Consider the following 25,107-nt stretch of genomic DNA (forward strand, 5'->3'; position numbering starts at 1 on the left):
ACCAAATCAAAAAAGCCTCCAACCAATCCCGGAAAGTGTCCAACCAACCGCACAGTGTGCAACCAAATCGGCAAAGCCTCCAACCAACCCGAGAGAGTGTCCAACCAAATCAAAAAAGCCTCCAACCAATCCCGAAAAGTGTCCAACAAACCAGAAACCCTCCACCCACCCCACCCACCCCCCAACCCCCCAACCCCATAAAAAAAACCAGCCAAAGTCACCCCCGGCTGATCCCCATCTAATCCACAGTATAAAAATCCATCTGATAATCCTTCCCATTTTTAACACGAATCACAAGCTTATACGAACTAGAGGCGGCATAAGAAGAGACGGGTGTAGCAACAATCTCCTTAGTTTCAACACTTGAACGCAACCTAATCGGCACTAGATCACTACCCCGAAAAACCCGAACGTCAATAATGTCCTTTTTCGACAGCTGCCGGGTAAACTCAATACGCCACTCCTTCGTCAAAGGCACATTCCTCACTGAGGGAAGCGAGATGAAGTCCGAAAAATCCATCCCCGCCACATCCGCGCTCACACGACGAGGTTCGTCATACGACGCGATATTGACAATACCCTCCCCGAAAATCGGATCCCAACCAACAGCACCTCGGTCATCGACATATTTCTTCAACAACCGTTCAATTTCCTTCATCGAACGACTCGGATCATCAAGTTTTATCATCGCCGCAACACCGCTAACAAACGGCGCAGCCATAGAAGTGCCCGTCAGACTTCCGTATCGATTACCGGGTAAACTCGAAACAATCCCTACGCCAGGAGCGGAAAGATCTATTGCGTCACCCGCATTACTGAAACTGGCGATGTCGTCATTTTGATCGGTGGCGGAAACAACGATGACATTTTGCTCGGAAGCTGGGAAATAATCTGCCGTATCCGCGCCGTTATTCCCGGCAACAACGACCACGAGGACATTATTCGAAATCGCATAATCGAGCGCATCGACCAAGTATTGAGAGAAACCTTCACCAACAAAACTCAAGTTAATAATATCCGCTCCATTATCAACCGCAAATCGAATAGCTGTCGAAATATCGGAATCATAGCCTTTTCCTTCGTCATCCATTGCGCGAATAGGCATGATCTTCACATTAGCCGGCGTTGAATCGACAATTATGCCCGCAATATGCGTACCATGGAAATGGACATCCATCGGGTCAGAAGTATTATTAATAACATCATATCCAGCAACAATCCGATCCTTCAGCAGCGGATGCGTGTAATCGACGCCAGTATCAATGACCGCGATAATAACGCTGTCCTCACCCGGCATTAGTTTGTGCGCTGCCTTTTTTACACCAATCCGTTCTTTCCCCCAAGAATTCGAACCGATAGCAGCGGTCTCAATGGCGGCGTAGCGCATGAAATCAGGCTGAAGTACTTCAACCCCATCGAGAAGTTCAAATTCTTCTGTTGACACACTTTCGATGAATTCACTACCATCTGCAGCAACTAATTTAACTAATAATCGATCGCTTTCAGTAGATGAAGCAAAGACCTCAGTTGCTGTAGGGACAACATATGAAAATCCGAGAATAAATAAAAGTCCAATTATAGTAAAAGTTTTCTTCATAAATACCACCCTTGCGTATAATAAGTCATCTATTTATGTATCGGTCAAGACGCTAAACTATTAAGGAAAACAGTAGGGGAGGGTTTGGGATTAATCAACAGAATTGACTAACAACAATTGCCAATCCATATAGAATACCTACCATTTATATGGTACGATGAAAATAGCCTATTCAGATTACTAGTAGTATTTGGTAATTATATGTCATACTATGCTGAAATGGGTTATACGTATAAAAATCACAGGGGGTTTGAGAATGAAGAAGAGCACATATCAAAAACTATTTAGAGCATCACTAGCAACAACGGTTGCAACAGGGGCACTAGTTGCAGCAGTACCGACTTTTACGCAAGCAGCAACAACGAAAGGTACTTCTTTCTCGGACGTTAAAGATACGCATCAATTCTATGAGGCTATCAGTAGCTTAACATCTAGAAGTATCATCAATGGCTATGAAGACGGTACATATAAGCCAGGTCAACAAATTAGCAGGGCGCATGCAGCTAAAATTATGGCTTTGGCATTAAATCTAGACACGAAAAATGTAGTAGATCCAGGATTTAAAGATGTGAAAAAGGATCATCCTTATTACGGACATATCGCTGCACTCGTAAATGCAGGAATTATTAAAGGATATGAAGACAAAACGTTTAAACCAACTGGTAATCTGACGCGCGCTCATGTCGCTCAAATGCTCGTATTAGGGTTTAAATTAGAAGAAGATAAGCTTTCAAATCTTCCATTTAAAGATGTGAACAACAAACAATGGTTTGCGAACCATATTCAAACATTGTTCTCAAATAAAATCACGTCAGGAACAACTGCAACTACTTTCTCACCTAACGCATTCGTCACACGCGGACAAGTTGCTTCTTTCATCTTTAAAAGTGAATCAGCAACTAAGATAGAAGTTCCAGAAGTACCTGAAGTTCCAGAAGCGGAGCAGAAAGAATCGACACTCGTAAACATTACGGCTGATAAAGTAGAATTCGCTGAAGGAACATATGCATTCCCAGCTATCTTGAAAGACGTATTCAGTGCTTCTAATTTAGACGCTCTGAAAGGCGCAGTCGTCAAATACTCCGTTCTAAATGGTACGATTGTTGGCATTAGTTCAATTGAAATTAAAGCAAGCGGTACTGCTGAAAAACACCTTACACTAGATGGCAAAGGGTTAACGTACCCAGGAAATCTAACAATTAATGGGGACTATGTTCACCTGAAAAACCTTACAATTAAAGGTGATCTAGAAGTTGGTAAAGCAGTAGAAAACAACTTCATCGTTGAAAAAGTGACTGTAGAAGGAAAAACAATCATTTCCTCTAAAGCAGCTTCTGTAGCGAAAAGCACAAATGGAGCTAGTTATTCTGTAGCGGCAGAAGCACCAGTAGCAAAAATCGCATTCATTGATGCTACAATTGCTAGCGTTGTGATTACTAAAGGCGGCGCAATAGTCGAGTTTAAAGGCACTACAAAAGTTCAAGAATTAATCATTTCAGCTAACGTTGTCATTAAAGCGGACGCAGGAATCACGATTCCAAAAGTAACGATCGATGCGGGAGCTAAAGAAGTAACAATTGATGCAAATGTAGGCAGCCTTGAAATCAAGTCGAAAGACGCAAAAATCTCTCTTGGCGATAAAACAAAAGTTGCAAATCTAGTCCTTCCAGCAGGAGTAGCAGCAAAAGATATCATCCAAGACTACGATAAAGTAAAAGGCAACATCGAGAAAATCAGCGGAGACACTCCAGTAGTAACACCTGAAACACCTGGAACCGGCGGCGGTGGTGGAACAGTAACACCTCCGGTTACTGAAGCAGACTTTGAATTAGCAGTTCAAAATAAACTGGCTGGTGTGACAATTAAGCCTGAAGTTGCAGGTGTAACAGTTGATTTCCTTCCATCAACTAACACTTTGAACGTTGCAATTTCAGATGCAAGTAAATCTTCAACAGTCCTCGCCGGAATGGGACTGGTAGATGCATTTACTGGAGTCGGCGTATCAGCTACAAGTATATCCGCTATCAAAGACCAACTAGTTGCGTTAGTAACCAATGCACCTAAACTAGAGAACTTACCTGCTTCAATCGATATAAACGTTACATTAACAAGCGGTCAAACATTAACTTATACAGTCAACTTTCAACAGCCTGTAAAATAAATTCGAAGTCTAAACACCAGATCAAACATCTAAGAACCGCAGGAAGCCCCTTAAGTCTATTCCTAGACTTAAGGGGCTTCCTTTTTGTTTGGCAATAAAAGTAGACAGTGCGACCCTAAATTATCGAAGTATCCAACCAATCCCCCGAAGTCTCCAACCAACAAGAAGGTTTCCAACAAAACCTTCAAAGCCTCCAACGAACCCAGTAAAGCGTCCAACCAATTCCCCAAAGCCTCCAACCAACAAGGAGGTTTCCAACAAAACCCTCGAAGTGTCTAACGAACCCAGTAAAGCGTCCAACGAATCCAGCAAAGTCTCCAACCAATCCCCAAAAGCCTCCAACCAACAAGGGGGTTTCCAACAAACCCCCTCGAAGCCTCCCACAAACCAGCAAAGCCTCCAACCAATCTCCCAAAGTCTCCAACCAACAAGGAGGTTTCCAACAAAACCCTCGAAGCCTCCAACCAACCCCCAAAGCCTCCAACCAACAAAGAGCCCCCAAACCACCAACCACTCACTAATCTCGACTTTCCATTGTTTTCTCTCTAAAATTATGCTATCCTATCTCCATACACAGAAAATTCTATACAAAGGAGTGTTCAATAATACGCATATATCGCAGAAAACCAGAACTATTAAAAGCGCTGCCCCGACTGCTTGCGAGACTTAACCCCCAAAGTCAAAAGCACAATGAGGTGGTCGGCCGACTCTATCGAACAGAAGCAGGCTACGCAGGTGAAATCAAAGTCGATAGGTATCTGGAATCGATAGAATTCACTGAACGAGTCCACATTTTCACGGATCTACAACTATCCATCAACCCCAAATTCGACATACAAATTGACACTCTAATCCTGACCCCATCATACGCATTTATTCTTGAAATAAAGAATATCGCGGGCACCCTGAACTACATTTCGAACCCACCCCACTTCGAATGTACCTATGAAGATAAAAAATCCATCGTTATCGATTGTCCCATCATGCAGTTGAATAATAATCGGAATGGCCTGGACATATGGCTTGAAAGAAACGGGTTTCCTATTAAGTCTACTGGTATGATCGTCATGGCAAACAATAAGACATCAGTCAAAAATGCTCCACCCGAAATGCCGATTATGTATGCGAAGCACCTGCCGCTGTACTTTAGAACGCGGGAAGTTGGACAAGTGCTTTTGGCCGACAATCAATTCTACTCGCTCGTCGAAAAATTAAGCCGAGGTCAACAGCAGTACAATCCCTATCCACTATGTGAAAGATACAGAATTGACAAGACACATATTAGTAAAGGAATCATTTGCAATACGTGTAACAATAAAGTCAATCGTGTAAATCATATGGTTTGGATCTGCCCAGCATGCGAACTCGAATCAAACCAACCATTTGCCGAAGGTCTCAAAGACTGGTTCATGATAATGAAAAACACAATCTCAAACGAAGAATGTCGCAACTTCTTCCAATTAAAAGATAAATATGCTGCCAACTATGTATTGAAATCGCTCCCACTTAAGCGTGTAGGGAAATCAAGAGCTTCCATCTATACGTGGGATTACAAAGTCTCGCCATCTACCATACAAAAAAGAAAGAAACCCACTTCGAAAGATTGAAGTGGGTTTTTTCTAGTTGGATAAGAGTCTTCGTGTCCAACAAACCCAGCAAAGCGTCCAACAAACCCAGCAAAGCTTCCAACCAACTCCGCAAAGCGTCCAACCAACCCGAGAGTTTCCAACCAAATCTTCAAAGCCTCCAACCAACTCCGCAAAGCGTTCAACAAACCCGAAAGTTTCCAACCAACTCCGCGAAGCATCCAACGAACCCAGCAAAGCCTCCAACCAACTCAGCAAAGTTTCCAACCAACCCGAAAGTTTCCAACCAAATCTTCAAAGCGTCCAACGAACTCCGCAAAGCCTCCAACCAACTCCGCATAGCGTCCAACCAACCCGAAAGTTTCCAACCAAATCTTCAAAGCCTCCAACCAACTCCGCGAAGCGTCCAACGAACCCAGCAAAGCCTCCAACCAACTCCGCAAAGCGTCCAACCAACCCGAAAGTTTCCAACCAAATCTTCAAAGCGTCCAACGAACCCAGCAAAGCGTCCAACCAACTCCGCAAAGCGTCCAACCAACCCGAAAGTTTCCAACCAAATCTTCAAAGCGTCCAACGAACCCAGCAAAGCTTCCAACCAACTCCGCAAAGCGTCCAACCAACTCCCAAAAGCCTCCAACAAACCCAGCCACCCCTCCAACGAACCACAAAACCCCCAACCCTCCCCACTTAAATTATTCCAAATGAGGGAATTACCCCACCAAGATGGTATAATAGTACCTGTACCAAACGGCACACAACTCTACACCCCAAAAACACGTATTAATCATAGTCAACTACCCACCACTCCAACATCACTAGCCGTCGAAGTGGGGGCTTGAAAGAGCCTAAGTTGTCTAGCCTCAGTCTTTATGACTACGTTGGTTCGGTAATCACACCCTGGGATAATGCTCTAGTCCCTTGCACTGTGTCGGCTCTGTAAAAGCTCTGTTGGGTCGGAGCGGTCAACCGAATTTGGCGACATGTACTGTCGGAAGCCTTACCAACATTGGCGAAGGGTGACAAACTCCAAAAAGGGAGGGAATACGCTATGCTCGTATTCGTAATTAATCAGCATGGTGAGGCGCTCATGCCTTGCCCAGCGCGGAAAGCAAGAATATTGCTGAATGAAGGAAAAGCGAAGATTATCGGTTATCAGCCGTTTAGTATCCAGCTAGTGTATGGGTCCAGCGGCTACAAACAGTCGGTTAAAGTAGGCACGAAAATCGGGGAGAAACATATCGGTATTGCGGTTACATCCGTTGGTCATGTACTGATGAAAGGTGAAGTAGAATTACGCACTGATGTAAAAAGTCTGATCGAAACACGTAAAATATACCGACGCATTCGTAGACAACGAAAAACAAGGTATCGAAAAGCCCGCTTCCTGAATCGCAAGAAGCCAAAAGGATGGTTACCACCGAGTTTGGAAAGTCGAAAGGCCAACACTTTTCGTTGGATTAATCGTTTTAGTAGTTTGCTGCCCAATCCGACACTGCATATCGAAATCGGCAAGTTCGAAGTCCAGAAGCTGATCATTCCAAGCGTAGGGGGCGCTACCCAACAAATGGGTCAAAGTGACGGCTATTATGATACTCGGTATTATGTATTCTCGAGAGACAACTATAGTTGCCAAGTATGTAAAAAGAAGAACAAAATAGTACATACGCATCATATTATCTACAGGTCACGAGGTGGAAGCGATCATGCGGATAACTTGATCACCGTTTGCACCGATTGCCATACGTCTGACAATCATCGTCCCGGCGAGATCTTTTGGCGATGGATGGAAGGTGGGAAAAAACTGGGGTCCTACAAAGAACCACCTTTCACCAACACGTTGCGAAGCCGAGTTCACGAGCACTATCCAGATGCAATACTCTCCTATGGGAGCGAAACAACGCCTCATCGAAAATTGATTGGGCTAGAAAAGTCACTTGTCAACGATGCCATTGCGATAACGGGGATACCAGCGATTATGAAGATAACTAACACCACCTTCATGGCGAAACAGTTCCGCAAGAAAAAGCGAAGCCTGCATGAAGCGACCGCACGTAAAGGACGCAAGCAGCCGAACACTGACAGCAGACGTAACGCGAAAAATACCAAGGCGTCTAAAGGATTCTTTTTGAACGATGAAGTACGAACACCTTGCGGCAACATCGGCTACATCAATGGCTTTACAGGGAAAAACGCCTGCTACGTCAAGTCAATTAATGGCCGGTACATCGTTATACCGGAAAAAACACATAAACAACAATGGCTCAAGGGACTCATTAAGAGAAGTCATCAAGGCAATTGGCGCTATCAACTCATGCATCATGATTAAGGTGAATAGATCTATGTAAAATGCAGTAGTTATATGTTGAACAAATGAACACCTAGCTAAACTGAGCGAAGTCGCGGAGGGATAACTTATATGGAGTGAATTCCAATCGATAAAGAGAAATCCACTCCATATCAATCAGAATCCACCAATAAACGAAAAATGTCGAAAATTGCCTTTTTAGCTACACCCCACATCCCCTTTCTGTTAAACTAGTAAACAATACGACAGTAAAGGGGTAGTCTATTGAAGAAAAAACTAAAGATTTTCTTGCTACTACTACTAATTCTAATCCTGGCCACCGCAGGTACTCTACTATACTTCTTTAAATTCAAAGAGTACGATGTAGCGGATGAAGAAGTGGCGAAAATCGTTGAAGATCCGTATACCATTGAAATGCCTGACGGAACGACAATTACACTCTATGAAAATGGAGACATTGTGGAATCCACCGGGACTGCTTCTAATGGAACCTCTACAGATGGCAGCAAAGTGGCAGTAACATCTACAGAAGGCACTAAAGAGGAAGCAACGACTTCCGGCAATAAAACCCCTAGCTCGACAACGGGGAATAGCAACACCACCGAAACAACTCCAAAACCAACAGTCACTTCGATTAAACAGAAGTATGTCCCGACGCTCGAAAATCTCCAATCACAGGCTGACAGCAGGCTGAATACATTGGTAGGTCATGCGAAGCAAGAGTACAGCGCTAAGAAAGCGAATGGGGAAAGCATCAGCTACGGCTATTTTTACAATAAATACGTAGATGCTGCAAGCGGGCTTGAAGCACGTACCGATACAGTATTCGCAGGCGTCATCAAAGCAGTGGAGAAAGATCTAGTAGCAAACGGCTATGATAAATCCTATTCAAAAAACGTAACCGATGATTATAACGCAAAGAAAAAAGCACGTAAAGACAGTCTTTTGAACAAGGCAATGGGTCTGTGAATTGAAAAGAAAAGCACCCGGAGTCTAGAAATTAAAAAAAGCAAGAATCGCCTCTCAGCGAATTCTTGCTTTTTTCGTTGGTTTTCTCTTAACTGTCTTCCTCTTTTTCGGTTTCACCACTATAAAAATCCGTACAATCAACAGGAACGTCACGGCTCCAGCCGCATCAAGTAGGACATCTTGCAACGCTGGCGTCCGTCCGCCCGTCAATGACTGGTGATACTCATCCGCGATAGCGAGTAGAACGGTGATCCAAGTCGCTGTCAACAGACGAAATGCATGCTTGGGTAGTATCAAGTAAATCGCAACGGCTAGAACACCGAAAATGACGAAATGGGCGCTTTTTCGGAGGATAAACTCAACAAAGTGGTAATAGCCTCGTTCCTCAACTGAAATTGTTGTACCCCAATACGGTATCTGTAACTTGGCAAGTGATGATTTGAGCGGTTCACTCGGCAGCCATTTCTCAAGTGTTGGGATGAGCGACTGCTGTTCGTAGGTTTGCCCGGATGAAATGAATAGAATGCTAAGCAAAACGATCAGAACGATTAGTTTTTTCATATGGGAATTGTACCATACTGCATGCGAGAATACATGCAATAGAAAAGGTCAGATAGGTCGCCCTTCAGACGTTCAAATCAATGACTACTAAGGAAAGAACAGTCAAAAGTTTTCATAGTCTGAATGAAAGCTCCCCCTAACATCAAAAAAATCCCTCAACCATTTAGTAATCCGGTTGGGGGATAATCATCTTACTAGTAAATGCAATCACAACTTCAAATGCTCTTTCAATTCAACTTTGATACTTTCCAATTCCTTGTCGTTCATCATGTAATACCATACACCGTTCATCTTTTTGCCCAAACCTTCTTTAATATAAAGCTGGTCAACTTTTCCGAACGCATCGCGGTACTTCGATTGAACATCCGTCATTTCGTCGAACGTCATATTTGTCCGGACATTCTTGCCGATCGCGCCAAAGATACTTTTGAAATTCACTAAACTGTTTAAAGAAGCGCCTTCACGCATAACCGCTTGGATGACTTGTTTTTGTCGATCCTGTCGGCCAAAGTCGCCACGTGGATCTTCATAACGCATACGTACGAAAGACAATGCTTTTTCGCCGTCCAATGTAATTTCACCTTTGGGGAATGTATAGCTACCTACTATAAAGTCCAATGGATTAGTAACTGTAATACCGCCGACCGCGTCAACAATATCCTTAAAACTTTCCATATTCACTTGCACCACATAGTCAATTGGAATGTCGAGCAAACCTTCAACGCTATCCATCGACATCTCAATGCCACCAAATGCGTAGGCATGGTTAATCTTATCTTGGACACCTTTTCCGACCATCTCTGTATACGTATCACGTGGAATACTGACCATCTTAGTAGATTTTAATTCTGGATTCACGGTCAGAACAATCATCGTATCCGAACGGCCCTTATCGCCTTCACGTTCATCAACGCCAAGCACGAGTACGGAAAACGGTTCCTTCTTTTTAAAAGCAACAGGTTCTTCACGTTTTTCGGATTGTTCACGATCAATCGGTTCATGAATCTCTTTCGCCGTATCGGTCAAACCTTTGTAAACCATAAAGCCATATACAGCAACACCTAAAATTAGAACACCAATAATTCCAACAATCCAAGGCCATACTTTCTTCTTTTTCTTTTTATCAATACGATCCATCTTCTATTCCTCCGTCTAGTTAGCTATAAAATAAGTAATTAACGTATTTGCCCAAACTTCTGCACCATCACTGTTCGGCATGCTCTTGTCACCTAGAAGGGATAAGATTTCCTCTGTCGCCTGATCTGGCCAGTTAGTCCAATGATTCACGTATGGAATTCCTTCCGCTTCGGCAAACGATTTAAGGGCAGTCACTTGAGCAGGGTAATACGTTGCCGCATAAATCGGGTTGGGTGGATGAAGTACAATGACAGCATCCTTCACATGTTCTTTCAAACGAGTGCGAAAAGTGTTGATGTGGGCATGCCCGTCTTCTATTGCGACAAGCCCATTATTATTCAGTGTGAAGGGTTCAAACAAGATGACGTCATAACCGATACTCAAATCAATCTGTTCTTCCGCAAGTTTGTCCGTGAATTGTTGGGACGTTGCGTCGAACCCGATTGCCGTAACAGTGATGTAGTCCCCATACGCCGCTACAAGTGCCGTTTTCAATCGTTCCGCATAGCCAGGCTCACCGTAATCCATCAAACTCGAACCGGTAATGAGGAAATTGACTTTTTCACCCGCTTTAAGCCGATTACGGAATACCTCCTGCACTTGTTTGTCTTGATGAGTTGTCAGTGTTAGCAGTTGTTCGATAGCCTGCTCGGGTTTCAAAGACTCCTTTACTCCATCACTTTCCGTATCAGGTTTAGGGGAGGAAACCGTAGTTGGTGATTGCTGTCCGAATGAAGAGAGCTTATCCTTCCACTGTGTATAACTGGCCACTAATAATAGAATACAGATAATAAGTACTATGTAAGCCAAAATAACTTTTTTATTCATAGGTAACTCCTTTCGAAAGAACTAGTAGTAGATAAGTACTTTGATTATCCCACAAATCTTCAAGAATGCATATGTCGAAAGCAAATATTTTGTGTTATAATGACGAAGATTAGCAAATATTAGTTCGAAGGTAAAGGGGAACATATACATAATGGAAGAAACAATCAGTTTACAGGATTTGTTCAAAACTATCCGAAAAAGGCTTTTTCTTATCGCATTCATAACCGTAATTGCCATTACAATAAGCGGTGTCGTCAGTTTTATGATTTTGACACCCATTTATCAGTCGTCGACACAAATTCTTATTAACCAAACGAAACAAGAAACGACGTCAGTCAACGCACAAGACATTCAAACGAACTTGCAACTCATTAATACATACAATGTCATCATTAAAAGCCCCGCCATTCTTTCAAAAGTCATTGAGAAGCTAGATTTGGATACAACTCCGACCGATTTAAACAATCAGATTACGGTCAACAGTGTGCAAAACTCTCAGGTTGTAACCGTAGCTGTGCAAGATCCGAACCCGCGTCAAGCGGTAGAAATTGCAAATACAATCGCTTCTGTTTTTCAAGTAGAAATTGTAAAACTAATGAATGTAGACAATGTCAATATCCTTGCGGAAGCGGTACTAGCGGAAAACCCGTCACCGATTAAACCGGACCCGAAGCTTAACATGGCAATCGCGGCAGTAATCGGCCTCATGCTTGGTGTGGGTATAGCTTTCTTACTCGAATACTTGGATACTACAATGAAAACGGAACAAGATATTGAAGAACTGCTTGGCTTGCCTATATTAGGGTTAGTAAGCACGATTCCAGATAAAGAAATCCAGAACGCTAAAGTACAAGTCACGCAAAGAAGGGGGAGAGTGTAATGGCTAAAAAAGGGAAACGGAATCGTGTTATTCAAACAGTGGCACGTAAACTTGTCACGAATGCCAATCCAAAATCGATTGTTTCGGAACAATTCCGTACACTTCGAACAAACATTAACTTTTCGATGCCGGATCATGAGTTAAAGACACTGCTCTTTACTTCGGCTTCTCCTGGTGAAGGGAAATCGACGGTTGCTGCCAATACGGCTGTCGTCTTTGCGCAAGAAGGGAAGCGTGTCCTACTTGTCGACGCGGATATGAGAAAGCCGACTGTTCACTATACATTCCACATGACAAACACAATCGGTCTTTCAAATCTCCTCACCCGTCAAGCAACAATTTCGGATGTTGTTAAAGTGAGTACTATTGACAATTTACACATCATCACATGTGGACCGATTCCGCCGAACCCTGCAGAATTGATAGGTTCAAAAACGATGGACAAAGTGATGGAGGAAATGAAGGAGCATTTCGATATTATCATTTTCGACGCACCACCTGTCCTATCAGTAACAGACGGTCAAATTTTGTCGAATAAATGTGAAGGCACGATTCTTGTGATGAGTGCTGGTGAAACCGAAAAAGAAGCAATCGTCAAAGCGAAAGATGCGCTTGTTTCGTCACAAGCAAACATCATTGGGACGGTGCTGAATAACTTCAAGCTAGACAAAGACCACTATTACTATCAATACTATGGAACTGCGGAGTGAACAGGTCATCGTGCCTGTTCGTTTTTTTTGAGTACAAATAACCACTAGTTAGCGAGGAAACATGATGATTGATATGCACGCACACATCCTTCCAGGTGTCGACGACGGCCCGGAAAAACTACTGGAAGCTATGGAGCTTCTTGAGATGGCCATTGCTGAAGGGATTACCGATATAATTGCAACACCACATGTCTATAATCCACACTTTAATGTACCGAAACAGAGTGTCCTGAAAAAGATTAACCTCTTAACTAAAGAAATAAAAAAGCGAGACTTAGCCATTCAATTGCATGCAGGACAAGAAATAAGAATACAAGACTTCACAATTGACAAGCTGAAAAGTGGCGAAGCCCTTACGCTCGCAAATTCGAAGTATGTATTACTCGAACTCCCTTCATCAGGGATTCCTGCATACACGGTACAAATCATACAAGGGATTTTAAACTTAAACAAAGTGCCAATCATTGCACACCCAGAAAGAAACCGTGCAATTGCCGAGAAACCAAGCCGTCTCGAAAGACTCGTTAACCACGGAGCGTTATCGCAAGTGACAGCTGGTAGTCTAGCGGGTCACTTCGGCAAATCTGTACAAAAGCTTTCCTTGCAACTTGTCGAAGCGAATCTTGTCCATGCCTATGGGTCTGATGTTCATAGTGCAGCAACACGTCCGTTTCTTTTCAATAAAGGTCTAGATTACCTTGATAAGCATAAAAATCATGACATTGTTGATATCTTACTAGAAAATAATGCGCGAATTTTGACGAATGAGGATTTCATTTTGCTGGAGCCGGGTACAGTTGAATCGAAAAAGTGGTGGCAATTAATTGGATGATATAGTATAATGTGACTATGTGTGGAGAAATTTAGAAAAAATTGTGGGATTAGTAGAAGCTTAATCCTATACGAGTGATGAAAGGGATGTAAAAATCATGAAGAAGGTAAGGAAAGCAATTATACCTGCAGCTGGTTTAGGGACACGATTTCTCCCTGCAACAAAAGCTATGCCGAAAGAAATGCTTCCCATCGTTGATAAACCAACAATTCAATACATAGTTGAAGAAGCAGTTGCCTCAGGTATAGAGGACATTATCATTGTTACTGGTAAAGGAAAAAGAGCGATTGAAGATCACTTCGATAATGCTTGGGAACTTGAACAAAATCTTGCGGAAAAAGGTAAGTTTGATTTACTTGATACAGTACGACATTCATCTAATTTAGCTAATATACACTATATACGTCAAAAAGAGCCTCTCGGGTTAGGACATGCAGTGTTATGTGCAAAGAACTTCATAGGAGACGAGCCGTTTGCTGTATTACTTGGCGACGATATCGTACAAAGCCCGACACCGTGCTTAAGACAACTTATGAATCAGTACGAAGAAATGAAGTCTTCCATAATTGGAGTGCAGCAAGTACCAGATGAAGAGACATTTCGTTATGGAATCATTGAGCCTATCAATCAGTACGGTCGAAGGTATCAAGTTGGAAGATTTGTAGAGAAACCTCAGAGAGGAACAGCCCCTTCAAATTTGGCCATTATGGGGCGTTACATTCTTACTCCCGAAATCTTCACGTTCCTTGAAGAACAAGAAATTGGTGCAGGCGGAGAAATTCAGTTGACCGATGCAATCGAAAAACTTAATCAAATTCAGCAAGTTTTTGCTTATAACTTTGAAGGGCGACGTTACGATGTGGGGGAGAAGTTGGGGTTTGTTAAAACGACGATTGAGTTTGCATTGCAACATCCGGAGATTCGGGATGAAGTGATGCAATTTATAGAGTCGATTAAAGATTATAAGAAAATATTTAACTAAATTGAGGAGAGTGTGTTGAATGCGAGAAATAGTTCAACAACATTCCATTCCATATATAGATTCTACCCTCCATCGCGAGTTAGGGATGCAACAGTCATATGAGAAATGGAAAAGTGTAATAGACTTTTTAGGTGCTTTTATGGGACTTATTATACTGTCACCTTTATTTTTATTAATCGCTACTATAATGAAAATAGAAGATCCAAAAGGACAGGTGTTTTTTAAGCAACAACGCGTAGGGAAGAATGGAAAAGTTTTTTTTATGTACAAGTTTAGATCAATGGTTCATAACGCTGAAGAAAAGCTTGAAGAATTGCTTAAATATAACGAAGTGTCGGGTGCAATGTTCAAAATGAAAGATGATCCTCGAGTAACGAAGATTGGCCGTTTTATCCGTCGTACTTCTATTGATGAGCTTCCGCAGCTATTTAACGTTCTAAGAGGGGATATGAGCTTAGTAGGACCGAGACCACCTCTTCCAAGAGAAGTTGATGAATATAGTGACTATGATAAACAGAGGTTACTTGTTGTTCCGGGCTGCACGGGTTTGTGGCAAGTAAGTGGCAGAAATAACTTGGGTTTTGAAGAAATGGTTCAACTTGATATTAAATATATCAAAACGAGAAGTATTTCTAAAGATTTAACTATTATTTTTAAAACGGTCGGTGTTTTAATTGGATCGAAAGGTGCATATTAGGCTGTGACTAGAGAAAGAAAAACGATTATCAAAAAGAAGTATATTAATTTATTATGGTCACTTTATGGACAGGGAGGTAGAATGGTTTTCCAAACCTCGTACTTTTTAGGTTTGGCTGCTATTCTTTCCCCTTCACAATTTGGAGAGTACATTATTATTGCTTCAATAATATTAATACTAAGTCCGTTTTGCGGGCTAGGTTTTAATAATATTTTAGTTAAGACGATAAAAACAGATATGAATCAGTTTAGAGAGATGTTTGGTAAAACGATTGTATCAACTATAATTTCTTATGTAATGTTATTAATTACTGGAGAAATAGTAGTCTATATCATTTTTGGTTCTACAGATAGTGCTTTGTTTATTTTATTTTTAATGTTATGTTTTGCTGATTTACTTTGTTTGAAATTCAATGAAATGAGTTCGCATATATACATCGCTAAAGGGTTGATAAGAAAATCCTCAAACATATTAACTTCAATAAGTTTAGTGAGATTTGCTTCAGTATTAATTTATTATGTATTACCAATTAACAAAGAAAAAACAATTCTAATTTGGAGTGCTATTTATTTAGCACTTGCATTATTAATCACGATCTATTATTTAGTAAGGTCTTTGAGTGAAAATAACTACCCGAAACTGAACGTGAATATTAGTAAAGAAAATATAAAGGAAGGTATTTATTTTTCCATAGGTTTGTCCTCGCAAGGAATATATAACGAAATCGATAAATCTATTTTGGGTAAGTTTACCAATGTTGAAGTTACTGGATATTATGGTTTCGCATACAAACTTATTGATTTACTTTTCATACCTATAAAAGGGGTTCTGAGTATAACCTATCCAAAGTTTTTTGAAGTAGGAATAAAACTTGGTATCGCAGAAAGTTATAAGTATGCAAAAAAAGTAATCGTTCCTATTATAATTTATACTTCTATTGTTTCCATACTTTGTTTTCTATTAATAGATCCGATATCTTCGAAATTAATGATTGGTAAGTATCAGGAAAGTATACTTATTGTAAAGCTACTTCTACCTATTGTAATACTTAGAGGTATACATTATGTATTTGCGGATGCATTGACAGGCGCGGGATACCAAAGAGATAGAAGTATAATACAGCTCTTTGTTGCTATGATTAATTTTACATTAAACATAATTTTAATTAAGGTATATGGTGTTTATGGTGCGATATTGTCAAGTGTTTTGTCGGATTTAATAATGACTGTATTGATTATTTATACTATTAAAAAGAAAATTAAATCTATAAGGATGGTATGAAGTGAATAAATTTATTAAAGATACTTACTTAGCTATATTCAATTTCATAATACCAGCTATACCCTTTCATAATATACGAAGGTTCTTGTATAAAATTTTAGGTCTAAAATTAGGGGGGAATACTACGATTTTAAGAAAGGTCTTTTTTTATGATCCGCAAAAAATAAAAATCGGTAAAAACTGCGCAATAAATGATAATGTTGTGTTGGATGGGCGAGGGAAGTTGGAAATTGGGAATAATGTTAATATCTCGCCGTACGTTAAAATATATACCGCAGATCATGCAGTGAATAGTTCAGAGTTCACATATAATGAAGATACTGTAATAATTAAGGATTATGCCTGGATTAGCACGAATTCGTTAATTCTACCAGGGGTGACTATTGGAGAAGGGGCAGTTGTAGCGGCTGGTTCTGTCGTTACTAAGAATGTCGATGATTTCGCTATCGTGGGCGGTGTGCCAGCAAAGAAAATTGGCGAAAGAAATAAACAACTAGACTATAAGCCAGATTTTAAAAAATATTGGCATTAATTTGAAAAGTGGTGCGAATTTCATGAAAGAAAGAACGATAATTTCATTAATAATTATTTGTATATCTTTCATTATGGTTGGAATTACAATTATGTCGAATAATTTATATTCAATAAATAAAGTATCTGGATCGTTATCTGGATTATTTATAATATCGTTTGTTTTATTTAGTGCGTTTTTTATCATTTATCTGTTGATAATAAAATTCGGTTTAAATGTCAAAGTTATTTTTGTTGGATTTCTAATCATTTATTACACAGTTGGTATAGTTCCGATATCTTCATATAGAGAAGGTATAAATTCTGAAATGTGGATCCTTTTACTTTTCACTGCGGTAATTTCTTTTATAATCGGTAATTACCTTAGTTTAATGTTGTTGAAAATTAATAAAGGGTATACTGGAAAAAGTACATCTTCTTACATTAATAATAAAAACACAATAATTTTATTTACATTGAGTTTAATTAGTTCTTTAATTATTTATTTGCAGCATGGTGTTTTAATTTTAAATCAATCAAGCAGATTTAATGTATCGGGAATTCTACAATATTTAACGGAAATGATTATTCCTATTACTGTTTCGATTTTTGCATTTTATATAACCACTAATAAAAAAAAAAACTTCCTGTTGATCACTCTCGTAACAAGTTTTGTGATTATATTAAGTTTAGGTTATCGTAATCAACCAATGTTGCTTGTAATCTCAGTTCTATTAATAATTATTATCCACTATATTGAAAATAATAAAAATGAAATTAGTCTATTTAAAGTTTTGTTTTTATCACTAATTACAACCTTATCGGTAAGTATATTTTCGTTGTTTTTAATTTACCGTCACGAGACATCTGTATCATTGCTGAAATGGCAAGATTTTATAGAAGGTTTTCACGTGGATCTCTATCAATTTGTTAACCCGATATTACCATTCCACTTGGCTGCACGTGAAGGAATGGGTGTTACTGAGGTTGCGGTTGAAAGAAGAGAAGTAATAGATAATATGGTTGGTTCCAACGGTCTCTTTTTACAAGATCTATTGACCGTACTCCCAGATATATCTCTTACAGCAGGTCGGGTATTGGGGATTGTTGTTAACTTGAACGAGAATGTATCTTTAACGCCTAGCATTCTGGGTGGTCTATTTATTCAATATGGTGTAGTCGGTATAATTATATTCTTTATAATAATTGGTTGCCTTTATAATGTTTTTTGGACAAAATATAAAAACAATCAGGATCCAAAATATCTGGCATTAAGTGTTTTGTTAACTATATATTCTTTTGAACTTGTTAATAGAGGCTTGTTTAAGCCGATGTATATTTTAATATTTATTATTCCTTTATTTATTTTTAAAAGGAGGAAAAAAGATGGGTAAAAAAGTACTTATTAGTTCTACCGGTGGTCATTGGACACAACTAAATGAAATATACAGTAAAAGTAAGGATAAAACGAAGATTAGTTTAATTACGGAAAAGAATGATTCTAATAAAACTAGAAATGATATACTTTTTTTAAAACAACAGGATAGAAAAAACAAAGAATTTATTTTCACTTTCATATATAATGTAATACTTTCATTATATTATGTGATGAAAATTAGGCCTGACATTGTTGTATCTACGGGAGCGGGATCTGTCTTACCTTTTCTGATTTTCTCTAAACTTTTCGGGGCGAGAGTTGTATTCATTGAAAGTTTTGCGAAAATACATACACCAACGATAACTGGAAGGATAGTTTATAAGTTTGCAGATCACTTTTATGTTCAATGGCCTACCATGTTGGAAAAGTATCCGAAAGCAGAATACAAGGGGAGTTTATATTGATATTTGTTACCTTGGGAACACAGAGATTTCAGATGAATCGCATAATAACGGAAATTGATAAATTGGTAGAACAAAAGAAAATTAGTTCAAGTGACATTATTATTCAAAGTGGTATTAGTAATAAATCAAAATATGTCCGATGCTCTCCCTTTATGGAAGAAAGTGAATTTAATAGGGAAGTGGAGAAGTGTGAAATCTTGGTTACTCATGCAGGAACGTCTTCAATAATTAAGGGGCTAAAACATAATAAAAAGGTAATTGTGATTCCGAGATTGAAGGAGTACGGAGAACATGTAGATAATCACCAATTAGAAATAGCGGGAGTTTTTCATACTCAAAGCTTCGTGAAAGCAATAGACGATATTTCGGATTTATGGTGTACCCTAGGGAGAATTAAGACTACAGAAATGGAGACATATAAGTCTACTGGAGAGCTTAGCCAATATATTGTAAACAAGTTTTTGAGTTGAGATAGGAGCTTAATAAATGACGAACAGTTTATTTATAGTATGGACAAAATATCAATCTAGGGCTGAGTCTTTAGCTATTGATTTTGATGAAAAACTAAATGGTGTTGAAATAGTTTATAGGGAAAATCCACCGGCAAACAAAATTAAAAAGGTCTTTATGTATTTAAAGTATTTTTATTTAGACTTCAAGCAAATAAAAGCAGGCTCCTATAAAAGTGTTTTTGTTCAAACACCGCCATCTTATGCATTAGCCGCTCCACTTTTTGTTCGTCGCTTTTTCAAAAAAGATCTTAAAGTGATATCAGATTGTCATAACGCATTGACGAGGGAACCTTGGCTTTCAACTATGGGTAATCAGAAGATGTTGGAGAAATGTGATTCAATCTTATTACATAACGAAGTTGTTTTTGAAAAGGTTATTAATGAAAAAACATTTCCAACAGTGGACCAAAAGAGAATATTGATACTCGAAGATAAAACTCCTTTCACATTTAAAATTGAAAGAAAAGCCGAGTTTTTAGACGTGAAAAAGCCATATGTTTTTTTCCCAGCCTCGTTCAACCATGATGAACCAATCTTGGAAGTTATAAAAGCCGCTGAACTTTTAGCAGAAGTACATTTTGTAATGACTGGAAATCCCAAAAAGTTGGAGAAGAACTTTAACATAGCAGAATCTGATATACCTTCAAATATGACTTTAAGTGGTTGGTTAACAATTGAAGAATACAAGTACATACTTCAAGAAGCTGATGTGTTAATAGGGTTAACTTTATTTGATGATATTCAAATGAGTGTGAGCAATGAAGGATTAGGTGCAGAAAAGGCAATGGTTTTATCTAATAAAAAAGCATTGAAGAATATATATTTAGACGGGGCATTTTACACCGAGAATGAAGCAAAAGACATTTCTAAAACAATTACTTTGGCTTTAGAAAACAAGGAAGTATTAGAAATGAAAATCAAAAAAGTAAAGGAAATAAAAGAGAAGAGATATGAAAAACAATTAGAATTAGTGTTTAAGTCAATAACTTAAAATTGGAGGCTATTTTGTGAATATCACAGTAATTGGTACGGGGTATGTCGGATTAGTCACTGGAGTTGCGCTATCAGAAATCGGTAATAATGTAGTTTGTTATGACGTAGACGAGGCTAAAATAAGGAAAATGAGTGTAGGTGTTTCACCAATCTATGAACCAAATCTAGAAGAACTAATGATTAAAAATATAAATAGCGGAAGATTGCTTTTTACAAATAATGCAAAAGAAGCATATAGAAATATTAATGTGCTTTATATTGCTGTTGGAACTCCAGAAAAAGAAGATGGGTCGGCAAATCTGACTTTTATAGATCAAGTCATCCAAGACATAGGAATGTATATAAATAATGATATAATCATTGTCACTAAAAGTACCGTTCCAATTGGAACAAATCACTATATAAAAAGTAAATTAGAATCAATATTAGAATCAAGAATTAAAGTTGAAGTAGTTTCGAACCCTGAATTTTTAAGGGAAGGTTCTTCCGTTAATGATACATTTCACGGCGACAGAATCATTATTGGATCAGATTCTTTTGAGGCTGGGATGGTTGTAGAAAAAATTAATAAACCATTTGGAATTCCGATATATCAAACTGATATTCTTAGTGCTGAAATGATAAAATATGCCTCTAATGCTTTTTTAGCAACAAAGATTAGTTTCATTAATGAAATAGCAAATATTTGCGAAAGAGTTGGTGCAGATATTAGCAATGTAGCTGAAGGGATGGGGCTCGACTCACGCATAGGAAATAAATTTCTAAATGCGGGGATTGGATATGGGGGCTCTTGTTTCCCAAAAGATACACAAGCACTAGCTAATATTGCTGAAAATATTGATTATGATTTCAAATTATTAAAATCCGTAATTGAGGTAAATAACTCGCAGCATCTTAAGTTGGTAAATAAAGCGATAAAGCGTTTTGGTTCCGTAAAGGGGAAAAGAGTTGGAATTCTTGGTCTGTCTTTTAAACCTAATACTGATGATATGAGAGAGTCTCCCGCAATTACAATAATCAATAAGTTAATTAAAGAAGGAGCCAAAGTAGTAGCGTTTGATCCAATATCAATGAATAAAGCAAAAGAAGTGCTTCCAAAGGAAACAAAGTATGTCGATGATGTTATTGATGTAATTTCTAATTCTGATATGGTTTTCATATTGACCGATTGGTCAGAATTTAAAGAACTCAATTTGAGTGTTTTTGTGGAAAATGTGGAGAAACCAGTAATATTTGATGGACGAAATTGTTTTAAATTGGAAGAAGTATCCAAGTATGAAATTGAGTATCATTCAATCGGTAGGAAATCGTTAGGTTATGTGTTTGATAAAGGCGGCTAATTCTTTAATTGAACTATTATTTATTGAAAATGTGAGTTTTGTAGGAGGAACAAGTTATGCGATTAATTTTGTTATCAGGTGGTTCAGGAAAGAGATTATGGCCATTGTCTAATGATGCACGATCTAAACAGTTTTTAAAAGTACTACCGGGGGAGAACGATAAACTTGTATCAATGGTACAACGCGTTTGGGGACAACTTGGTGATGTAGGCTTACAAGACTCCACAGTGATATCAACGAGCAAAGCACAAGTGGATATGATTAATAGTCAATTAGATGAGTCTGTCGATTTGGTTGTTGAGCCAAGTCGTAGAGATACGTTTCCGGCGATTGCATTAGCAGCTGCTTATTTACACACGGTGAAAAAAGCAGATTTAGATGAAATGGTTGCTGTTTTACCTGTAGACCCTTTTGTAGAAGATAGTTTCTTTGAGCGGGTAAAAGACCTTGAAGACAGTGTGAATCAAAGCAATGCGGATATAGCACTTATTGGAGTTGAGCCTAGTTTCCCGTCTGAGAAGTATGGGTACATTGTCCCGAAGGAAAAAGGAAAGCTGATTCATGAAGTGGAACGATTTACTGAAAAACCTTCTGGGAAAATTGCTGAATCATTAATGGCAGATGGAGCTCTTTGGAATTGCGGTGTTTTCGCCTTTAAATTAAGCTATATTTTAAATTTATTGAAAGACAAAGGATTTACAACAGACTATTATGGACTTCTTCTTCAATATGAAAAATTGCCAAAGATAAGCTTTGACTATGAGGTAGTGGAGAAAGCAAAAAAAATTGTTGCTATTTCGTACGAGGGTTATTGGAAAGATCTCGGAACATGGAACACGCTAACAGAAGAAATGGCGACTTCTAAAATTGGGAAAAGCATGGTCTGTGAAGAGTCTTTAGGGACACACGTAATAAATGAACTTGATTTACCTGTCACAGTTCTAGGCATTAAAGATGCTATTATAGCAGTCAGCCCAGATGGGATTCTTGTTTCATCAAAAGAAAAAAGCCCGAAAATTAAAGAGTATATTGATTCATATGACGACCGCCCTATGTTTGAAGAACGCAGGTGGGGTTGGTATCGTGTTCTTGACTATGTACGATTCGAAGAAGGAAATGAAGTACTTACAAAACGAATTGGTGTAAATGCAGGAGCAAATTTAAGCTACCAATATCATCATGAACGATCTGAAGTGTGGACGATTGTAAAAGGTGAAGGTGTTTTTGCTTATAATGGAGATTTGAGAACAGTTAAACCGGGGGATGTATTACAGATTTCAGTAGGTGATCGACATGGGATTAAGGCTATTACAGACATGGAGTTTGTCGAAGTGCAAACCGGTTCTCAATTGATTGAAGAGGATATTGTACGCTTATATATGACATGGGAAGAAGTAGAAGATCATTGTACACCTATTCAGGTGTAATGAATCGTTAACCCCCTCGCAAACAGTTCAGGTGAGATCTGTTTGCGAGGGGTTCTTCTTTATAAGCAGTATTTATCAAAACTGCTATATTGGTTCAATAGATGAAAGGGGACTTTGTAATTGAATTACTTAGAGGTATTTAACAGGTGGAAGTTAACTAAGACTTTGCCGGTTTATTTGAAAGATGAAATACAATTAATAGAAAATAATCAAAAAGAAATCGAAGATCGGTTTTATAAACATCTCGAATTTGGTACAGGTGGACTTCGTGCCGAACTGGGTGCAGGAACAAATAGGTTAAATCTTTTCACAATACGTCGTGCTGCTGAAGGAATGGCTCAGTACATAAAAAAACAAGGCCAACAAGCAATGAAGAACGGGATTGTTATCGCTTATGATACAAGGCACTTTTCAGAGGAATTTGCATTAGAAGTTGCGAAAACGGTTGGTAAACATAAAATTAAAGTTTACTTATTCCAGGAATGTCGTCCAACTCCTGAATTGTCATTTGCAATTAGATACTTTAAAGCAACCGCGGGAGTAGTAATAACGGCAAGCCATAATCCACCCGAGTACAATGGCTTCAAAGTTTATGGTCATGATGGGGGTCAAATCCCACCAGCTATTGCAAAAGAAATCATAGGATTTATTGATAATGTAGAAGATGAGTTGAAGATTACTGTAGAAACTGAACAAGATTTGATTAATCAAGGCATCTTAAACTACGTATTAGAAGAGGTGGATGAAGCTTATCAAAAGTCTCTTTTAACATTAAGACAGGATCCCACTCTTTTGGAAAAGCATGCAGACGAGTTGATAATAGTCTATACTCCGTTACATGGAGCAGGTAATAGGCCAGTCAGAGAAGGCTTGAAAAGATATGGTTTCGGGAACGTGAATGTTGTTTCAAAACAAGAGATGCCCGATCCGGATTTTTCTACAGTATCTTCCCCAAATCCCGAAGAACATAATGCTTTTGAAATGGCCATTGCAAAAGGAGAAAAAGTAAATGCAGATATCTTGATGGCGACAGATCCCGATGCAGATCGTTTAGGAGTCGCGGTGAAAAATCGCAATGGAAAGTTTGAGATATTGACAGGGAACCAGTTGGGGGCATTGTTGTTAAACTACTTATTAGTCCAAAAGAGAGAAAGAGGCTCCTTGCCGAAAAATGGGGTTGTCATTAAAACGATTGTTACATCAGAGTTAGGAAGAGTCATTGCAGAGAAATATGGTATTCAGACGATTGATACATTAACGGGATTTAAATTTATTGGTGAAAAGATTGATGAATTTGAAAAAAGCGGTAAATATACTTTTCTTTTCGGCTATGAAGAAAGTTATGGATACTTGATAGGTGATTTTGTGCGTGACAAAGATGCTGTTCAAGCTGCACTATTAACTGCGGAAATGGCTACCTATTATAAAGCACAAGGAAAATCAGTATATCAAGGTTTATTAGAAATTTATAAAGAGTATGGGTATTATTTAGAATCCTTAAAGTCTCTAACGCTAAAAGGAAAAGAAGGTGTTGATGAAATCAGTCGGATCTTAGACCATTTCAGAGGAAATCCACCTGAGCATTTTGGTAAGAGAAAAGTTGTGCTTATTGAGGATTATTTACATAGGGAGAAATATAATGTTAATAATTCGGACAAGGTATCAACTGATTTACCTAAATCAAATGTAATAAAATATTTGCTGGAAGATGAATCTTGGGTATGCATTAGACCTTCAGGTACCGAACCTAAATGCAAGTTTTACTTTGGTGTGAAAAAGGATACACAGGAACAATCAAATGAGGCGTTGAAAAACTTGGAAATGTATGTAATGGATATCGTAGAAAGTATTAATACATAAATTTCAGGTACCTGTGGTTTGCCCCCTATATATCGGACGCAGTTTAATACTAGCTTTGAGATAACAAATGCGCTTCCAAGAAGGCTTTAGGTGTCTT

The 25,107-nt window shown here is 38.8% G+C and carries 27 protein-coding genes; 18 read left to right on the forward strand and 9 right to left on the reverse strand.

Annotation, left to right across the window (positions count from 1 at the left end; translation table 11 throughout):
- Positions 1 to 6: 6 nt before the first annotated feature.
- Positions 7 to 174: a hypothetical protein gene (locus tag I2484_RS17825; RefSeq protein WP_207152413.1), complete on the reverse strand. Its 168-nt coding sequence runs from the start codon at positions 172 to 174 to the stop codon at positions 7 to 9.
- 64 nt (positions 175 to 238) lie between these two features.
- Positions 239 to 1,597: a S8 family peptidase gene (locus tag I2484_RS17830; protein WP_207152414.1), complete on the reverse strand. Its 1,359-nt coding sequence runs from the start codon at positions 1,595 to 1,597 to the stop codon at positions 239 to 241.
- A gap of 256 nt (positions 1,598 to 1,853) precedes the next feature.
- On the opposite strand from I2484_RS17830, the gene I2484_RS17835 reads away from it, so the two are divergent.
- Complete coding sequence (locus tag I2484_RS17835) at positions 1,854 to 3,758, forward strand: S-layer homology domain-containing protein (protein WP_207152415.1); 1,905 nt, start codon at positions 1,854 to 1,856, stop codon at positions 3,756 to 3,758.
- 120 nt (positions 3,759 to 3,878) lie between these two features.
- On the opposite strand, the gene I2484_RS17840 is transcribed toward I2484_RS17835, so the two are convergent.
- Positions 3,879 to 4,226, reverse strand: coding sequence for a hypothetical protein (locus tag I2484_RS17840; RefSeq protein WP_207152416.1), 348 nt, complete (start codon positions 4,224 to 4,226; stop codon positions 3,879 to 3,881).
- 227 nt (positions 4,227 to 4,453) lie between these two features.
- Between I2484_RS17840 and I2484_RS17845 the strand changes: the two genes are divergently transcribed.
- On the forward strand, positions 4,454 to 5,365 hold the full coding sequence (locus tag I2484_RS17845; RefSeq protein ID WP_207152417.1) for an NERD domain-containing protein: 912 nt from the start codon (positions 4,454 to 4,456) through the stop codon (positions 5,363 to 5,365).
- Positions 5,366 to 5,525: 160 nt separating this feature from the next.
- On the opposite strand, the gene I2484_RS21645 is transcribed toward I2484_RS17845, so the two are convergent.
- The 3 genes from I2484_RS21645 to I2484_RS17855 are packed head-to-tail and all read right to left on the reverse strand — an operon-like array spanning position 5,526 to position 6,012.
- The gene (locus I2484_RS21645) at positions 5,526 to 5,651 is read right to left on the reverse strand and encodes a hypothetical protein (RefSeq protein ID WP_255551555.1); all 126 of its coding nucleotides are present in this window, start codon (positions 5,649 to 5,651) and stop codon (positions 5,526 to 5,528) included.
- Positions 5,639 to 5,836 (reverse strand): hypothetical protein, encoded by a 198-nt coding sequence (locus tag I2484_RS17850; RefSeq protein ID WP_207152418.1) that lies wholly within the window; start codon positions 5,834 to 5,836, stop codon positions 5,639 to 5,641. The genes I2484_RS21645 and I2484_RS17850 overlap by 13 nt, the downstream gene beginning before the upstream one ends.
- A complete protein-coding gene (locus I2484_RS17855) occupies positions 5,824 to 6,012 on the reverse strand; it encodes a hypothetical protein (RefSeq protein WP_207152419.1) in 189 nt (62 codons plus the stop codon). Before I2484_RS17855 ends, I2484_RS17850 begins: the two co-directional genes overlap by 13 nt.
- Positions 6,013 to 6,392: 380 nt before the next feature.
- Here I2484_RS17855 and iscB point away from each other — a divergent pair, with 380 nt between their 5' ends.
- Together iscB and I2484_RS17865 are read left to right on the forward strand one after the other, a co-directional pair.
- Complete coding sequence (gene iscB, locus I2484_RS17860) at positions 6,393 to 7,670, forward strand: RNA-guided endonuclease IscB (RefSeq protein WP_207152420.1); 1,278 nt, start codon at positions 6,393 to 6,395, stop codon at positions 7,668 to 7,670.
- A gap of 243 nt (positions 7,671 to 7,913) precedes the next feature.
- Positions 7,914 to 8,618 (forward strand): hypothetical protein, encoded by a 705-nt coding sequence (locus I2484_RS17865; protein ID WP_207152421.1) that lies wholly within the window; start codon positions 7,914 to 7,916, stop codon positions 8,616 to 8,618.
- A 54-nt stretch (positions 8,619 to 8,672) separates the two neighbouring features.
- Here the strand turns inward: I2484_RS17865 and I2484_RS17870 are convergent, their stop codons facing one another.
- The 3 genes from I2484_RS17870 to I2484_RS17880 form a co-directional block, all read right to left on the reverse strand.
- Positions 8,673 to 9,179: a VanZ family protein gene (locus tag I2484_RS17870; protein ID WP_207152422.1), complete on the reverse strand. Its 507-nt coding sequence runs from the start codon at positions 9,177 to 9,179 to the stop codon at positions 8,673 to 8,675.
- Positions 9,180 to 9,386: 207 nt separating this feature from the next.
- Positions 9,387 to 10,316 carry a polyisoprenyl-teichoic acid--peptidoglycan teichoic acid transferase TagU gene (tagU, locus tag I2484_RS17875; RefSeq protein WP_207152423.1) on the reverse strand — a complete coding sequence of 310 codons (930 nt, stop codon included), beginning with the start codon at positions 10,314 to 10,316 and terminating at the stop codon, positions 9,387 to 9,389.
- 15 nt (positions 10,317 to 10,331) lie between these two features.
- Positions 10,332 to 11,144 carry an SGNH/GDSL hydrolase family protein gene (locus I2484_RS17880; protein ID WP_207152424.1) on the reverse strand — a complete coding sequence of 271 codons (813 nt, stop codon included), beginning with the start codon at positions 11,142 to 11,144 and terminating at the stop codon, positions 10,332 to 10,334.
- A gap of 151 nt (positions 11,145 to 11,295) precedes the next feature.
- Here I2484_RS17880 and I2484_RS17885 point away from each other — a divergent pair, with 151 nt between their 5' ends.
- The 14 genes from I2484_RS17885 (at position 11,296) to I2484_RS17950 (ending at position 25,010) form a co-directional block, all read left to right on the forward strand.
- Positions 11,296 to 12,024 (forward strand): YveK family protein, encoded by a 729-nt coding sequence (locus tag I2484_RS17885; RefSeq protein WP_207152425.1) that lies wholly within the window; start codon positions 11,296 to 11,298, stop codon positions 12,022 to 12,024.
- Positions 12,024 to 12,734, forward strand: a complete 711-nt coding sequence (locus I2484_RS17890; RefSeq protein ID WP_207152426.1) for a CpsD/CapB family tyrosine-protein kinase — start codon at positions 12,024 to 12,026, stop codon at positions 12,732 to 12,734. The genes I2484_RS17885 and I2484_RS17890 overlap by 1 nt, the downstream gene beginning before the upstream one ends.
- A gap of 64 nt (positions 12,735 to 12,798) precedes the next feature.
- Positions 12,799 to 13,566: a tyrosine-protein phosphatase gene (locus I2484_RS17895; RefSeq protein ID WP_207152427.1), complete on the forward strand. Its 768-nt coding sequence runs from the start codon at positions 12,799 to 12,801 to the stop codon at positions 13,564 to 13,566.
- Between the two features lie 97 nt (positions 13,567 to 13,663).
- Positions 13,664 to 14,548, forward strand: a complete 885-nt coding sequence (gene galU, locus I2484_RS17900) for a UTP--glucose-1-phosphate uridylyltransferase GalU (protein ID WP_207152428.1) — start codon at positions 13,664 to 13,666, stop codon at positions 14,546 to 14,548.
- A 19-nt stretch (positions 14,549 to 14,567) separates the two neighbouring features.
- A complete protein-coding gene (locus I2484_RS17905; protein WP_207152429.1) occupies positions 14,568 to 15,245 on the forward strand; it encodes a sugar transferase in 678 nt (225 codons plus the stop codon).
- 3 nt (positions 15,246 to 15,248) lie between these two features.
- Positions 15,249 to 16,526, forward strand: a complete 1,278-nt coding sequence (locus I2484_RS21875) for an oligosaccharide flippase family protein (RefSeq protein ID WP_207152430.1) — start codon at positions 15,249 to 15,251, stop codon at positions 16,524 to 16,526.
- 286 nt (positions 16,527 to 16,812) lie between these two features.
- A complete protein-coding gene (locus tag I2484_RS22045; protein ID WP_481886419.1) occupies positions 16,813 to 17,058 on the forward strand; it encodes an acyltransferase in 246 nt (81 codons plus the stop codon).
- A 22-nt stretch (positions 17,059 to 17,080) separates the two neighbouring features.
- Positions 17,081 to 18,430 (forward strand): O-antigen polysaccharide polymerase Wzy, encoded by a 1,350-nt coding sequence (wzy, locus tag I2484_RS17920; RefSeq protein WP_207152432.1) that lies wholly within the window; start codon positions 17,081 to 17,083, stop codon positions 18,428 to 18,430.
- Positions 18,423 to 18,878 (forward strand): PssD/Cps14F family polysaccharide biosynthesis glycosyltransferase, encoded by a 456-nt coding sequence (gene pssD / locus I2484_RS17925; protein WP_207152433.1) that lies wholly within the window; start codon positions 18,423 to 18,425, stop codon positions 18,876 to 18,878. The genes wzy and pssD overlap by 8 nt, the downstream gene beginning before the upstream one ends.
- Complete coding sequence (locus I2484_RS17930) at positions 18,875 to 19,348, forward strand: glycosyltransferase (protein ID WP_207152434.1); 474 nt, start codon at positions 18,875 to 18,877, stop codon at positions 19,346 to 19,348. Before pssD ends, I2484_RS17930 begins: the two co-directional genes overlap by 4 nt.
- Before the next feature lie 16 nt (positions 19,349 to 19,364).
- A complete protein-coding gene (locus I2484_RS17935) occupies positions 19,365 to 20,381 on the forward strand; it encodes a glycosyltransferase family protein (protein WP_207152435.1) in 1,017 nt (338 codons plus the stop codon).
- 16 nt (positions 20,382 to 20,397) lie between these two features.
- The gene (locus tag I2484_RS17940; RefSeq protein ID WP_207152436.1) at positions 20,398 to 21,723 is read left to right on the forward strand and encodes a nucleotide sugar dehydrogenase; all 1,326 of its coding nucleotides are present in this window, start codon (positions 20,398 to 20,400) and stop codon (positions 21,721 to 21,723) included.
- A gap of 56 nt (positions 21,724 to 21,779) precedes the next feature.
- Positions 21,780 to 23,150 (forward strand): sugar phosphate nucleotidyltransferase, encoded by a 1,371-nt coding sequence (locus I2484_RS17945; RefSeq protein ID WP_207152437.1) that lies wholly within the window; start codon positions 21,780 to 21,782, stop codon positions 23,148 to 23,150.
- Between the two features lie 120 nt (positions 23,151 to 23,270).
- Complete coding sequence (locus tag I2484_RS17950) at positions 23,271 to 25,010, forward strand: phospho-sugar mutase (protein ID WP_207152438.1); 1,740 nt, start codon at positions 23,271 to 23,273, stop codon at positions 25,008 to 25,010.
- Positions 25,011 to 25,107 lie beyond the last annotated feature (97 nt).

It is taken from the genome of Sporosarcina sp. E16_8 (assembly GCF_017347095.1).
Classification (GTDB): domain Bacteria; phylum Bacillota; class Bacilli; order Bacillales_A; family Planococcaceae; genus Sporosarcina.